Source organism: Candidatus Thermoplasmatota archaeon, assembly GCA_038884455.1.
Taxonomy (GTDB): Archaea; Thermoplasmatota; E2; order DHVEG-1; family DHVEG-1; genus JAWABU01.
In genome coordinates this window covers 1-17,969 of record JAWABU010000003.1, presented here as the reverse complement: position 1 = coordinate 17,969, position 17,969 = coordinate 1, and the positions used below count along the sequence as shown (strand labels likewise).

Annotated in this window: 3 protein-coding genes; all 3 read left to right on the top strand. The window is 41.4% G+C overall.

Features of this window, described 5'->3' with window-relative positions; all coding sequences use genetic code 11:
* Window positions 1–15: 15 nt before the first annotated feature.
* A complete protein-coding gene (locus QXL17_00905) occupies window positions 16–8,055 on the top strand; it encodes a LamG-like jellyroll fold domain-containing protein (protein ID MEM4257695.1) in 8,040 nt (2,679 codons plus the stop codon).
* Window positions 8,056–8,098: 43 nt separating this feature from the next.
* Window positions 8,099–15,697, top strand: a complete 7,599-nt coding sequence (locus tag QXL17_00900; protein MEM4257694.1) for a C13 family peptidase — start codon at window positions 8,099–8,101, stop codon at window positions 15,695–15,697.
* A gap of 117 nt (window positions 15,698–15,814) precedes the next feature.
* The coding region (locus tag QXL17_00895; protein ID MEM4257693.1) for a hypothetical protein at window positions 15,815–17,969 on the top strand (2,155 nt) is incomplete at its 3' end.

The following is a 17,969-nucleotide window of genomic DNA, read 5'->3' as shown; positions in this document are numbered from 1 at the left end:
ATGGGAGGCAAAAATATGCATGTTCAAACAAAAAAAATACTCATAGCGTTGTCGTTGACGATGCTGTTTTTTGGATTTTGTTTTGTACCATGTACCAATACTCAGTTTGTTTCAAAGAACACTGCTAAAGCTGCAGATGTCGAACATGACGAGCCATGTCAGCACTGTGGAGACGTACCAAAAGAATCTAAAAAAGAAACGTCCTTGGCTTCAGAAAAAACTGGAGACTATGCAAATCAACCAAAATCAACTAGGAGAAGGGGCGCTGTTTTTACTGATTTTCACTACGTCCCTGAATCAGATAACAGTGATCACATCACCTATACTATTGATCTTGGAGCAACCTATGGCGATACGATTATATGCCATCTTCTTACCGAAGTTACCACAACAACGATTGATCTCGCAGATAATATCTCGTTTTTAATATATTCAACACCAAACAGCCCTACCCAGATCTATGAGCGATACACCTGCGGAAATAAGACGGTGCAAGATGTTGGGAAACTCCACGACAGCATCTATATTGCTACGCTGATGGCTGAGCTTGGAACCCTTGAGATCACGCTGAACGCACAGGATTCGTATCCTCGTCTTCTTTTTTCTGGTTCTTACGTTGAAGTCCAGGATTCAGATCCTTGTCAAACCTGGGCGACAGAACATGGCGATTGGTCAGTTTACCCAGGCATCTATACTGATCTAACCATCTCTGGATATGCAGTCCATCCCTGGGTATTCGCGCATGGGTATCATGCATCTTGGAAAGAATTCACTGAAATGGATGAATTCTTACGATCATATTCTGAGGTAGCAGCATTTAGTTATCGAGAATTCAGTCCGATTGAAACTGCTGAGAATCGCCGTGCAAATATTTTCATTCGAACGACCTGGGCTGGAAGCATGGATGTCAACTCTGTTTCACCGATCGGTGCTTCATTGTATGGATATATTGTCGGTTCAGGTCTCGCATGGGGAGCACCACCGCCGGCAGGTATCTCTAAATGGACCAAGCTTGCTGAAGGAGGTGATCTTGTCGACGTTCTGGGCCCTGCACTTTCGTATACTGAAGAAATTGTTAACATTGTTGCAAATTCTGTCCTTGATGAAGCAATCGAGCAATCACTCGGAATTCCTGGAGTCGGTAATATCATCGATATTTTACAATTCTACGATATGTTGTTTAATGTTTCAGAAAACACCTCAGGAGCGAAAACAATCTTTTTACAAAATGTGAAATTAAATCAGAACGTAGCAAATTATATTTGGGCAGGGGCATATATCCGGGCCCAAGCAGCAGGCGCATCAACCGCATATGTAAATTTCAGATATGATGGTGATCCGTTCCTTGAAGGAGGCTATGAAAATCATCATAAAGGTATCTGGCTGCATAATGCATTGATTTACTATGCACCAGTTGAATATCCGATTATTGAATTCGAAAAACCTGCTGATGAGTATACACTCATTGCTCAGAATGATACGATTTCATTTACTGCAAAAGTAACCAAAGGCAACGGTCCATATACCTATGAATGGTTTGAAGAACGACGAGATGAACATCGTAATATCACCTCGCGACTACTCTCTGTTCAGACCGGTGTTTCTTCGAAAACAACCTGGTTTTCAACAAATACACTTGCACCAGGACGATGCACGATCGTGGTGAAGGTGACTGATAAAAACGGTGGTACCTGTACCGATTATCGCTCCGTTGAAATCCTTGCACCACCCAGCAAACCAACCATCACGGTATCACAACCTTCAGTACAGGAATATGGATTCTACCTCGTTTCCTGGAATACGGTTGATCGCATCGCATATTATGTCCTTCAGGAATCAACAAACAATGTTACCTGGTATAATTATCCTGCACAGACCTGGCTGTGGCGACCGTTTCTCAAAACGACACCACAGATCACCTATTACTATCGAGTAGTTCCCTATAATAAATTCGATCGCTATGGTCCAGTGAGCAATGTTGTTTCAATCACAATTCAAGCAAAACCAGAAGATGCACCAATCATCAAGGATCTTCCAGTCAGAAATGGATCAGGGCGTGTCTATGGTTTTCATTGGAAAAAGACCACCAGTGGCATCGACTATGGATATCATTTGAGAGAATATCAATGGGTGAACCTTACTGCGGCTGACAGGCCACGTATTGAAAAAAAACTCATCAATGAAATCTATTGGAACGAGAATACGATCCTTAATCTTAACGACCATGTCATGTATCAAAATCAGACTGATGGATCATGGTGGTTTGGCTACTCCTTTTCTCATACTGTTACTGAACCAACCGTCTACGAATATCAAATTGCATGTCGCCGGAAAATTGGTTCAACGTACTATGATGGAAACTGGAGTCGAAACGTTAGTATCGAAATACTCCCTCCACCAAAATATGCACCACGTTTGATACAACCAACCTTTAACACATCCCACTGTGTCCCTTACTTTATTGAATGGACGTATAATCAAAGTGATATCCATGAATACTTCATTGAAGAGGCAACAAACCCAACGTTTACACAAAACCTTCAAACATATACAACCAATAAATCAACCTTTCATAAAGCATTTCAACATTCACCAACCACGACGACAACCTACTACTACCGTGTGAAAGGAAAAAACAGTGGTGGCTTTGGACCATGGAGTAATCCGGTGATAAAAAAAGTATACGGCACCTCAGGAGTTCCAAAACCAGGAACACCAAGCCTCAAACCAAGTACCCGTGAAACCTACGCAGGACAATCCTACTCATTTACCTGGAATCGTATCGAGCCAGAAGGACAATATCGCCTCCAAGAAGCAACCGATCGCGGATTTGATCATCTCATTGTCGACAAAATATTTGGAGGATGCGGTGTCATTCCCGCGACCAACTGGTCAACAGCACATAACACAACATTTACACGAACGTATTACTACCGTATCCAAGCACTTGCACCATATGCTGAAGATGGGGACTGGAGTGATACGATCACCGTAACCGTATATGGTAACAAAACGCAACCAGCACCACTACTTCATGACCCAGGCACCACCATAGAACGATACCGAGCATATATCATCAGCTGGGATCCGGTTTCATCCACCACCAATATTGATCTTCAAGAATCAACAGATCCACTATTTTCTACTATCGTCCGAGAATGGGATGTTTCAGGATCACGAACTGATCTGTATGAAAAACTCTGGAAAGCACCAGCTGAAACAACCACGTATTACTACCGCATGCGGGTCAGTGACATAATAGGTGGTGTTTCACCCTGGAGTAATATTGTTGATATCCAAGTGTTATATTCAAATTGTTACCAAGTCGGATGGACTCCTCCACAAGGCAGACCAACACTTAATACACCAACCAATGGATCCATCGTCAACTCAGATCTGCCGCTCACCATAAACTGGACTCGAGTTCCTGGGGCAACATTTTACATTGTTGAAGAAGCAGAATACTATCCTGACAATGATTTTGTACCACCGCGATGTCAATGGGAACGATCCTCATGGCAGGTGTTCAATGGTAACGGAACAGAGGTTATAGTGAATCGACAAGGTGATGCAAACAAGATCCTCTGTTATCGAGTGATTGCTGGAAACTACTGCGGACTCACATTACCAAGTACTGTGTCAACCGTTACACTCCTTAAAGGCTATACACCTGGTGCACCAACCAATGATTCAGAGGAGTTTGCTACAATAATTGACTTATTCAAAAATAATCCACAAGAAGCATTACTCAACCAACGACTCACCAGCGCTGTGCTTGCTGACCTGATGACAACTGGTGCAGCACAGGTTGTACCAATGGATAGAAATGGCAACCCTATAGGTGGAGATAAAGGTCTCAGAGGTCTCAATGGGGTAGCACTAGGAACCTTTGGACCAACAGGTAGAATCGTGAAAATTGAATCATCAAACACCGTTGTTGTCTACGACGCCAATGGTAATCAGGTACAACAAGTCTCTGGATTGAATATACCAACTGGTGTGTGTATTGGTGATTATAACCATGACGGTTCAAATGATATTGCAGTTGCTGAATATGCAAATGGTTCAGTCAAAATCTTGAACAGCACAGGTGCAATACTTCGAACCATACATGGTCTGCATGATCCTATGGGGGTTTCAATTGGCGATATCAACAACGATGGATATGTAGATCTTGCGGTTGCTGAACAACGGATCGGATATGTGTCAATCTTCAACACCACCGGTCATCTGTTGTTTAGGATTCCTGGGCTCAATCAACCACAAGCAGTCATTATCAAGGATCATAACCATGATGGATACAATGATATCGCAGTCACTGAAAAAGATGGGACAATCCACATGTTTTTCGGCATCATTGATCACCACAACGGCAACAACTGTGAAGAACTCTATGATCCATACCAAGGACAAACCTTTGGTTCCTGTCTCTACCGACCACTTCCAGAAAAAAGCTACTCTCAATTCAGTGATGTTGGGTATAAACAGTTGTTTGTCAAACTACTCCAACGAGGAGCGGCAGTTGGTGATTTTGACAACGATGGCTTTGATGATATTCTTCTCATCACAGGTTCAGGTACCGGAACTGTTTTACGAGTCTACAACCGATTTGGTGCTGAACTTAGTTCTTTGGCATTGTCAACCATGCGTGACGTCGCAATTGGTGATTTTTTACCAGAACAAGGAAATGAAGTCGTCGTCTCCCGAGTAAACCAAGTTCGAATCTATGGAAATCAACAATCATGGAATCTACTATATACGTCACCAAGTATCACACAAACCAGTGGTGTGTATATCGGTGATTTCAACAATGACCACATCAACGAACTTGCAATCACCCATCAAAACATGGTGACTATTTATAATACCAACTATCAGCCAATCAAAGAATACACCGGAACAGGAACACTGCTTACCACTGCGATTGATGATTTTAACAATAATGGTTTCAATGATCTTGCAGTTTACGAAGACCTTGGCGGTGGCGCCTACCAAATCAAAGTCTACCAGCAACACAACTATCCAACCAGACCAGAGCAACCAACACCACAGCATACTGCACAAAATCTCCCGATAACCACAGATCTCAGCTGGTCATGTACCGACCCAGACCCTGGTGAGATCCTTCTGTATGATCTTTATTTTGGGACAACACCAAACCCAGAACTCCTCATCACAGGACATCCAACCTCATCCTATGATCTGCCTCTTCTTTCATATGATACAACCTACTACTGGAGGATTGTTGCGCATGATTCCTCTGGGTTAACGACATCTGGGCCACTCTGGATGTTTTCCACAAAACCAAACACACCACCAAACCTCCCCTCAGATCCAACTCCAAGTTCCAGTGCATCAAATATCAGTGTCTTTGTCAATCTCACCTGGACTTGCAATGAGATAGATACAGAAGACACACTCACGTATGACGTATATTTCGGAAGTAGCCCCTCGCAACTCATCAAGATAGCATCGCAACAAACAAAACAGTATTATCAAACAGCAGGACTCGAGTATTCTACAACGTATACATGGATGGTTGTCGCACATGATACATACGGTCATACAATTTCAGGTCCAATCTGGAGTTTCACCACAGAGTATATGCATGCTCAAGGGTACTGGCATCTTGACGAAGGAACCGGATCAATAGCATACGACACCTCAACGTATCACAATGATGGAATAATCACTGGTGCAACATGGACACCTGGAAAAATTGGTTCGTGCTTATACTTTGATGGAAACGATTATATCACCATTCCTCACAACTCAAGTTTAGATATTACCCAACCCTTCAGAGTTGAAGCATGGATTCGAACAGCAGCAACCGATAACTACCTTATCATCGTCGACAAACTCCAGTACACCACCAATGGGAGAGGATTCACGCTGTACATCAACGGAGGAGTACTTCGATTATCATTGTATTGTGGTTCGTACGGAACCAAGGACATCTGGGGATCCACGATACTTCGAGACAATCAATGGCATCATGTTGCCGGTGAATGGACAGGAACCCATGCTCATGTGTATGTTGATGGAAAACTAGATGCACCGCCAGCATCATGGATCTATCCACCTGCATCCTCACAAAACCCGCTTGGTATTGGCAAACGACTCAGCGGTCATGGAGGAACCCTTGAATTCAAAGGAACCATTGATGAAGTCCGCATCTCAACCTTGAAACATGCACCAACCAAACCCTACAACCCAACACCATCAAACAATTCAAATACGATTGAACTCAATCCACTTCTTCAAGTAACCATCAATGATCCTGATCATGATATCCTGCATGCAACATGGTACACCAACACGACGGGAACCTGGGAGCCGTTTGCTGCAAACTACAGCAGCGACACAACATCGCCAGTAACCATCATGCAACGCCCCTCTGCATTTTCACACTATTTTACCACCTACTCCTGGAAAGTCGTAGTAACTGATGGTATCTACGAAACAAGCAGTATCTTCACCTTTACAACACAGGCTGATACCACCAAACCTGAGATAACATCAATCACAGCAACACCACTACTTCAAGTACCAAACAAATCTGTAAACATCAGCTGTTCTGCGTTTGATCTGAGTGGTATACACATGGTGAACGTGCACATCCTCCCACCAGTTGGACCAGCAACAAATATCACCATGGCTCAAATACCAGGAACTGCACAGTACTACTACAATACCACGTATCAAACACAGGGCATCTACTCGTACACAATCTGGGCACAAGACAACAACGGAAATACGAAAACCTCAACGGTTTACACCTTCTCAATAGGCTACTTCATCAACCTCAACAACTTTCCGATGTACCAAGCGATAGCACCGTATCATCAAATGTGCGGTCCTGCATGTGCACAGATGACGCTCAATTATATGTGGTGGAACCAAACACAAAACCCTAGTGAACCACCATTAATCTTTTCAGATCAACAATGGCTCTACACAGCAGGCCATGCAAATAATAGTGATCAAACCATACCCTACATTGACACCCAAGGACTCTGGAAACTCCTCCAAACCTACCGACCACTCCCCTACACCACCTACGGATACAACTTCAACAAATACAGCAACACCAACCAAACATATATGCTCCAGCAAATCTGCACATGGATTAACTATACAATCGGTACCTATGGCGGATATAAACCAGGACATCCACTGCATGTTCCAGCACTGGTCCCAGCATATGGAGATTACAGCAACTGGATGGCAATCCGAGGCATACACACCAACCAACCCACCTATCCACTACCCACAAATCTCACCATCTACGGCTTCTGGGTCAACGATCCATTACCAGGAGGAATCGGTGAAAACAGCTACAAAACCATCACCCAATGGAACACAAACTACTACCAACCACTCACATCAAACGACATCTACAACGGCAAATACGTTGCACTCTGCGAACCACCAGAAACACGAACCGACACCACAATCACCCTAGCAACAACAAAAACTCAGTTTACAGCAGAACAACAACAACTCATACACCGCACACAAAACAAAAATACCAAAACAACAGAAGACCTACAAAAACAAATTGACCAATGGATCACCCAAGCAGCAATCACAGGCATCACCGAAGAACTCATCCCCTATGACACAGAATTTGCAGATCTATTCCAAAAAACAACACCAGGAACACCACTCTTCATCAAAAACCTCAACGGTGGAAATGATTACTACCTAGTACCTTTTAACCTACCAACAAAAACACAAACATACCAACGAACACAACAAACACCAACTGAGCAAACCGTCATTGTTGTTATCATCGATGCCAATGATGGCAGCTTCAAAGAAACATCATGGACAACCACACCTATGAAGTATCTACCAATATCACAACAAGAAGCACAACAAATACTTTTCAACTACTGTGAAGAACACGGAATCACACCCAAAAAACCAACAACCATGACATTCGATCTCGCCTACCGAAACTCATCACCATACTACCCAGAATGGAGAATAACCATCAATGATTATGAGTTGTTCTTTTTTATAAATCAAGAAGGAATAGTTAAAAAATAGAAAAAACACCAAAAAATTTAGATATTATATTGGGAGAAAAAACATGAAACAAAAAATCAAAAAGTATCCGAGGGTTTGGGTGGTTTTCGTTTGTGTATTTTTATTGACAGCACCGGTTTCCATGATAAGTGCACTATGTTTTTCAGATACTAATAAAAATCTATCTCATCTCTCAAAATCTACTACTACAAAAAAAAATCTTGCATATGAATTAAACAATAAAAAAGAGTTCATAAGACAAAAAGATGAACAGCGACCCGAACAATATGTAATTACTACTCTTTCTGATGGATCATCTCGTAAAAATCTCACCTTTCCAGAAGCAAGTGATATTCTTGAGTATCTGAGTATACCCAGAAATGCAACTATTGTTTCAGCACAAATGGATATCAAAGGGTTACCGTATCCGGCACCGAATATTGTCTGGATGGATGATTTCAATGATGGAGATATAACTGATTGGGTGAAAACAACAACAGGATCAGGAATAATTCAAGTCTATGGTGGTGGTCCCCCCCACAGTCCTCCTCTCTGCTTACGTATGTATTCACCGCAATACCCTGCTTCTGTGGCAAAAGCAGAACATCTACTTCCAATCGATCCTCTCCAGGATTACCACGTTTCCTTCTATTTTCGTTTACCTTCAACGACGAATCATTGGTTTGATGTATTTTCAAATCCATCGCATACCTTAACTGTTATTGATCAGGGTTGTGACTTCAAATATCGAACAGGGACAACAAATAGTCTCATAATGACTTTGACGCCAGCGATATGGTACCATATTGAATATTTTGTTCATCCTTCTCAAAATAATTATGATATCTATATTGATGGTGTGTTTAAGACAACAGCAGCTTTCTGTGGTGGAATAAGTAATCCTCTGACATTTCGCATTGGTGATTTCGAAACAGGTAGTGATAATTATGGCCAAGGACTCTGGGACGATTTTGCTGTGTACCAAAATTTTTTGAGTTATCCCTTCAATCCAAGTCTTGATGTAGGAAATGATGGCGACCTTGAATGGTCCCATCCCGGTCTGTTTACCTCAAAAGAAACAATGTCTGATTTTTCAGCTGAGCTCAACGATTTGCTAAGCATCGCACCACCAGATCCACCGGAGGTCATGATTCCACTTTTGTTCCATTCTGATGCTGCAGGATCTCTTGAAATCTCAAATATACGTATCATATACACCCTTCCGTCATCTGATACGAAACCACCAGTTACAAAACTAACGATTGGTGATCCGCATCTCATGCAACAAAAGGGAGCAACATACTCGATTCTAGTACGTGCGACAACACCGTTTATCTTAGAAGCGATTGACAACACCTCATATTATCTCCACGGTTCTGATAAAGATCCAGATGTTGCAGGTACATTCTACCGTATCGATGCGGGAATCTGGAATATTTACACTGAACCATTTACCTTAGCAGGATTTGCACCGTATCCAACACCACATATACTTCAATATTATAGTATTGATACAGCGAACAACATTGAAGAACTAAAAACCATCTATGATATCTATCTTGATATCACACCACCTGAAATTGAAAACATACAGGTTACCCCAACAATAGGGCAAACTACAGAAACCTATGGATTTAACATGGAGTACTTTGATGATGTAGGGACACTCTTTGGACAGAATTTTTTTAAAACTGAAAAAAACGTTGTCGTTGATCTTGATAATGATGTTCATGTGCGTAAAGCAGTTGGTTATGATAATCATTCGCATTGTGTGTGGATGAGGTATACCAACTTCAAATGGGAGGTTTTCTACAAAGAAATAAACCCTCAGGGAACCGGTGTTGGAAATCTCTGTGGTACCACAACGATTACTAATCAAACCATCGTCAATGATACGATGATCTCTGATGGTAACAACTCTAATTCTATGTATCCCTCCTTAATCATCGAACCTCATGAGGAAATCTACCTCAATGATGTACACTATGAAGATCGGTATGCTGTGTTAGCTGCACCGGTTCGTTACTACTATGATCAGACACAGTTCAAAGAACCACACAGCTGCTGGGTGAACACCACACCCAACCACTGGCAACAATTTGTCACAGGACACAAGTACCTCTCAACTGATCTCTGGATAGATCTTATGATCTACAAAGACCCAAACCTTACCTATTCAAGTAGCATTACAGTAAATATTACTGATTTAACTGGTGGGGGAGGCGTCGTATTTTCAAAAACAATATCATCATCACTAATCCCTGATGGGAAACAATGGCTGGCCTTTTACAAATGGGTACCCGCACCATTTCAAATACGACGTGCATATCGCATTGATGTGACGTCAACAGATCCATACAAATGGTATTACACTGACGGAAACCCGTATATAGCAAATGACTGGCGAGGAATCACATGGGGTTTTTCAGATCTTGATGGTGGTGGACCACAAACCTATGATTTCACATTTATCGCACGATATTTCTATCCTGAAATAAGATTCAAATATGAAGTAGAAAAAATGCGACAGACACTCCTTAACCTTGGTTTTTCTGATGATCATATCACGGTGCTTACTATACCATATTGGATCACTGATACTCAAGGAAACTTGGTGAAATGGCGTATCATTGAAAGTGATAACTACCCTGCGGTCACCTGGCAACCGTTACCCTTTGACTTCAACGAATCCTGGATTGATGGAGGAGCAACAAAAACAAATCTAACCAATGCTTTTCATTTATTAGAACATCAAACAACATTACATGATCTTGTCTTTGTGTATCTCCAAGACCATGGAGCTCGGGCCCTAGCCAATGGGAGAAATGGTGATATACGAACCGCAAATGATGAATGTGAAGACAACTTTGATGAATCATTTGGCACATATGAAAACCCTGATGAAGTAAATGTTGTCTCGTCAACCAGTTATACTGATGATGAACTCGACGAACGACTCGATGCGATTCCCTATAAGGATATGGTTATTGTTGTTGATACGTGTCATGCAGGTGGTTTTATCCCTGACTGTGCTGGTCCTCATCGCGTGGTGCTTGCCTGCGGTAGAGAAGACGAAACAACGTACTCGTATGTGTATCGATTCTATGATCGTATCCAAAACATGAGTGCAGATTATAATAATAATGGAAAAATATCTGTCGAAGAAGCACATCGATATGCGATCCATCAACTCGTTGCTGAACAGACTGCTTTGATCCAACATCCGCAGATGGATGTGTTTGAAAACATCCACGTTGTCTGGGCGGATCAGCGTGATGACCCTAATCCAAACGATACTGATGATATCTATGAGATTTATTATTCGAAAATCGGAGGGTTACTGAACTATTCAGCAGTGCAGAGTGGTGCTGATGCCACAAGACCAGACTGGCGGGTATCAGCCCATGATGGAAAAAGTTCAGGACGCGTGGTTGGTCCTTTTGAAAGTCATGATCCTCAATTTATCGAGCATCCTGGTATCACGATTGATTCACGAAGAAACATTTCAATTGTGTGGAGTGATCATCGAAACCCAACCTGGGAGGTCTACTACCAACTCCAGGATAATGCACCAAATCAGCAAGGCATTCCAACAACCCTCATTGATGATACCAGGATTAGCAACCCTGCACCACCGTTATGGATGGCTAATAATGATTCTATCAGTCCAGTTCTTGCAGTTGGGACCGATGATTGTATCCATATCGTATGGATGGATCAATTTAACACCATTAATACAGCATGGGAAATCTTCTATGAAAAACTCGATCCCTATCGAGATGATTGCAATGGAAACAGTGCAAGCGATAGTGTCATCGTGATCCGTAACTTTGATGATTACCAAGCATCAGAAAACGATGGATATAGTTCTGCATCACCAGCTCTTGCGTTAGATGCCAACAATACTCCTCATATAGCATTCATGGATATCAGAGCAACCGACCCAGGTCATGAAGAAGAACAAACCCATATACAAGGTCAATGGGAGATCTACACCCTCACCATTGGTACTATAACCATCATGCCTGGCGGTGTTCCTTATCCATCAGCATATGATATAAAACGACAAAGCGATATGAAAGATCCAAGTACTAATTTTGGGGTTTACACTGGTCCAGTTTTTGATGGATATTCAATGTACCCACGGATACAAGTAATTGGATCTACTCTTGATGGCGACATACTACTCACCTGGCATGATGATCGTATAGGCAACTGGGATATCTATTACTCTGAGATCAGCACCAGCAATAATAATCCTGCAGCCGACATTCTCGTATCACCTGATACCCATGATGACATGTTCCCAGATATAGCGCTTAATACTATTTGTGAGCCAGATATTAAATGGCACAGCAATAGAAATGGAAATTGGGATATCTTTGATGCCTCATGGAATGACCTACAAGGTTTAACAATCATTATCGATGGAAACGTTCATCGTATCTTTCCAAAAGATGGTAACATTGGTGGAAAACAACAAGGATTAACCTATGTGTATGGAATGCGGTTATCACCAGGAAGACATGAGTTTTTCTTCATAGCTTCTAATGGTGTTCTTCAAACAACCACCACAACGATTCTTGGTCCAACCGTCTATGCACCGTATGGTGTTACCGATCTGGGAATTCTTGGTGAAGAAACCAATGTAAGCTTGGCGTATGCAGTAAATAACCATGGTCAGGTTGTGGGAAGCTCAGGAGTAGAATATGGAGCACAGCATGCATTTCTGAATGATGCAGGTCTAATAACTGATCTTGGCATTTTGGGAAACGGGTTGTGGAGCTCTGCTCAGGCAATCAATGACCATGGGTGGATCGTTGGAAGTTCACATCGAAGGCAACCAAACTGGACGGTTCATGCCTGCCTTTGGAATGAAAACGGCATGTTTGATCTGGGCAGTCTTATGGGGATGGACTATGTTAGTTACGCGTATGATGTTAACAATCAAGGAAAGATTGTCGGTACCTCGTATGTTGAACCACGACAATGGCAACCATCCCATGCGTTTCTCTGGGGCCAAGAAAATGGTATGATTGATCTCGGGATAGTACCTGGTGATACAGGGAGTGTTGCCCGTGCAATCAATGACCAAGGAACTATTATTGGTACATCATCATATACTGATGAAAATGGGACGCATAACCATGCATTCGTCTGGAATGAATCAACAGGGATACAGCGTCTTGAATCTGGTTTTGAAAACGACCAAGCAGTTGACATCAATAATCAGGGAGTGATTATTGGCAACGCAGAAACACCACAAGGTACTCGTGCATATCTGTTTGACCATGGAATTGTTACTCATCTTGGAACTTTGGGTGGAACGAAAACATTTGCTCATGCAATCAATACTACGGATGCTATTGTTGGTTCATCAACGATATCTGGAAACATCGCGCTTCATGCGTTCCTGTATGAAAACGGTGTGATGAAGGATTTAAACACGTTGATTCCACCGGATTGCGGATGGAGTCTTGTTGAAGCCTATGATATCAATGACCATGGAGATGTTGTCGGTTATGGGTACAACCCAGCTGGACAACTCAGAGGGTTTATTCTCACACCCTATCACTCACCATGGGTTTGGATCACAAATCCTATGGCTACTGATTTCTGGTACGAAGAAGATTGGCAGGTTGCACCAGTGAAAGATTCACCTGTTTATGTTCGAGCAGTTGACATCAACCACGGTAAAATTATCAACACGAGTTTTTCATATTCAGCAAACAATGGCATCACCTGGATTGATATCGGTTATGATACCTATGGTGGTTTTGAAGGATACCTTTTCCCAGAAGGACAAAATAAAAAAATGGGTGATGAAGGATGGAGTGTTTTGTGGAACATCACAGGACTACCTGAGGGTTATTACCTTTTAAAAGCACAGATGACTGATATCTATGGTGGTTTTGGAGAAAACATCAGATCAGTATATATTGATAGAAATCCACCAAAAACAACAATCCTTCAACCAGCCTATGGTTCAGCAATATCAGGAATCTATCCTTTTATGTTTACCAATAGAGGAGATAATCTTGCTTGTCTTGAATTATTCAAACTTGGTACACCACCTCAAAAAACCAAATCCGATACCTCACCAGATGAATATCAACAGACCGGTGTGGGTTCAGTTAAACAAACCGATGTAGGTCCAAACTGCCCCAAGGATAATAAAAGCAGATGGTGCGGACCAACAGCTGTAGCAAACGCACTTGCTCAACTCAAAGACAACCGCACATATCCAGTAAATAAGATAGGAAATGATACAGCAGTAGCACAAGAACTCATCAATGATTTAAACACGACTTGTTGCCATGGAACAACATCTATGCGAAAAGTCAACAATACAAATGATACGTTCACCGCTGATAATGTTGAAGTAGGAATCAAAGCGTATCTGGAAAGACGAGGTGTTGGATGCAGCAACAATAAATCAGGTTATGAGGTAAAACGCTATGATACAACAATAAAAAACAATAGCGGTACTTGGAACCCTGTAGCAGGAAGTAATCAGATAACCTATAAGAAATACCAAGATGAAATTAGAAGGAATCAATCAGTAATCCTATTTATTGTACCTGCTGAACCGGGAGATGATGGAAAAACAGGTACCGGCGATGACAACATCTCAATGGGTGGACATTTCGTGACCGGCAAAGGTGCTGATGCTGAACCAATCGGTTATGCAGGTGAAGAACAAATTCCAATCTATCGGTTTTCATATGTTGATCCTGCAAATGGAGAATCTGATGATGACATGTGGACAGATCCACCAGAAAATGGTTTCAGCAGTCTTTTTTACAATGGAACAGATTATTTGATTTTAGGAATGTGGGCAATCTCACCAAAAAATACGACCAATGTTAGTATGTATTCATTTCATAGAAAACAACAACCTGAACAGACAACAACAATACCGATTGATACCACACAGTTTTCTGATGGATACCACACACTTGTTGTACAACTCAGCGACACCAATGGATTCATGACAACTGAAACAATCACAGTTCAGATAGATAATACACCCCCAACAAGTAGTATAATTCCACCTGGTGGTGAAATACCTGCTTGGATGCCTCTTTGGATTCATGCTTTTGATGAAGGATCCGGTATCTCCTCCATAACTTATACTATATGGCATAATGGTATTCCTCTACTAACAGAACAACAATTTAAACCAGATGTTGAAATCATCCCAGCAAACTTTGGAGTTCTTTCAGGAACACTACAAATTCATTTTTTTGCTACCGATAAAGCAGGTAATATACATCCACCAAACATTGCTTTCTTTAGCATAATCAGTCAAGAAGATATCCTCCCTCCTCAGAGCATGGTTAACCCTGAAGGCACCATCAGTCCACCGGGCAGACCAACGTTACCATCTGAGCTAATCAGTCTTATTGCAACTGATGAAGGAGGCTCTGGAGTTGCCGCAATCTATTATAGAATTCATCCATTTGTACCTGAGATTCAAACAATTTACAACTCACAAGGAAGTTTTCGTTATAGTGATTATCCAATGATACCGATGGGATCTATGATCATGCTTGAATATTGGGCAAGGGATCATGCTGGAAACGAGGAAATACCACATAACATGCGATGTTATCAATTATTATATGAAAAACAATTAGTTAATACAAAACGACAGCAATAACAATTAATTTTTTAAAAAAAAACGGAGCAAGAACACACTTCATCGATACTTTTATATAGTGTGCGGTATACTATTATTCATAGAAATTAATCTATATTAATTTCGGGGGAAAATAAGATGATGTACAAACAGAAATTAAACCATGGACTATTAGTAATAAGTACACTCATCGTAGCTTTATTATTACTAGTACCAACAAATTTTATCTACACAACAGATGCTGATACTACCAATATTCTTGAAAACACATATAACCAAAACAACAACCACCTATCAAATCAATACAGTGAAATCCCACAACTCAAAACAACAAAACTGACAAACATCAATTATGAATCAACAAGTGATTCTCCACTAACACCCGCTGGTTTTAGATATAATACAACAAAAACAATCGAGGCGACCTTCTGCACCCCAAACCATGCGGTAAACCCAATAAATATCACGATAACTAGTGCAGGTGAACAAAACCCTGACCCAGCATATGATCATGACATGGTAAATAAGTCAGCAGCAAGCATTATACTATCAACTCCACTCTCAGAACACGGTGGCGTTCTTGCACATAGTGGACAAGGCAGCTGTGAAAGTATTTATCCAAGTGAGTGTTTTCCATCACAAGCACATGGTCAAACCTGCACTGACTACCAAGTACAAGCAACACAACAAACCATGGAAATAACAGGATCCATGTCCTATCATAATTTCTATGCAGAATCATATGCAAACGATGCGCCATGTGGTTGTGTTAATGATCCTGGGTTTACTTATGCCGGTATCCATGGAGGATTTTATGTTGATGAAAATACCCTTACCGGGTTAATTTTATCAATTCCATTTACCATTGAACAACAAGGATACCTTTGGATTGATGAGGAATCCTTTGTTAAAAATGATTTCTATGGAGATATATCCTCAGTGGAAGTTCTCGCGCTTATTACACATGATACAACGGAAAATGTACCATGTGACTGGTGGCATCTATCAAACCCGCTTTGGACACCACTCTTGACGGAACCAGGGATGATTACCCCAGCAAGTGATCAAAACCCTGAATGGGCCGGCTCAGGATTTGGTACCAATGTTCGATACTATATCGTCAATCACAACAACGAAGGAAAACCACAAGACTATCGATTGTTTGTATATTTTAAACCACATGCTGGTCTTGAGACCACGGCACGATGCCATGAGTCACAAATAAAAGATGTTACCTACGGTAGTCATCAATTCAGACTTGTTATTCATTACTCACCTCTGGATCTTGATATTGATAGTGATAATACAAACAATCATCCTGATTTTGGTCCTGATCGAACAGCAGTTGAAGAAAACCTAGAATACCCGTATCCAAACCTGGATAAACCTGGAAAATACATCATACCAAATGATGATGATGACAATGCGAACAACATTGTTGATTACCAGGAGTATACCAATTCCGCTGAGGATAACTTTGTCCGCATCGTATTAGAAGTTCCTGAAATGGTTTTTCTCATGCAACATCCTGATGGATCCTTTCCTGCACGGATCGGCTTTGAATACGGAGGTGGTATTCGCCTTTGGAAAAAAAATGGAAATGATCCTAGTCGAACACAAAATGATATACTTGATAGTTTACAACGACGATACACGTTAGAAGAACTCGGATTCACTCGAGATAACCGCGTTCAAAATTTCTGGATTGAAAATATATATTCTTACAACTCACATCATTTTCCATCACCAAGAATTATCACTGCAGGAATCATTATAGAAAACTCATGGTGTCTTGAGTTATATGACGAGGTCCCATGTACGCTTGCACCAAGCATTATTGTTGATCTTGATGTCGATAGTGATAATGATAACAGATACTTTGAACCAGAACGTGATGGCAACGAAGAAACACTTGAAATGAATGGAACTGGAAAACTCATCTGGGTACACCATGAACAGATGCCATGGGATGGATGGCATTATATAACACCCTACGCATTTTTTGATTTATTCCCACTGGAACGAAGTATCGGACCAGGCTCAATACTGGATTCTTCAAATTTTTATCATGGTGCTGACGTAACCTTATCACAAAAGGGTGGTTCTGGTACAGTCACGATCTATGCACCAAGTGGGAATTTATCTCAGCCTTGGCAGATTGTACCGTTAGGGAGTCCTCTGCAGCAGGAGTATTTCAGCGAAGGAGGTCTGCAACGAAAATGGTATATCGTAGGTGAAGAACCTGGCCAGGTTATCCTAGAATTAAAACTTCGAAAATCTATACCGTTTTTTG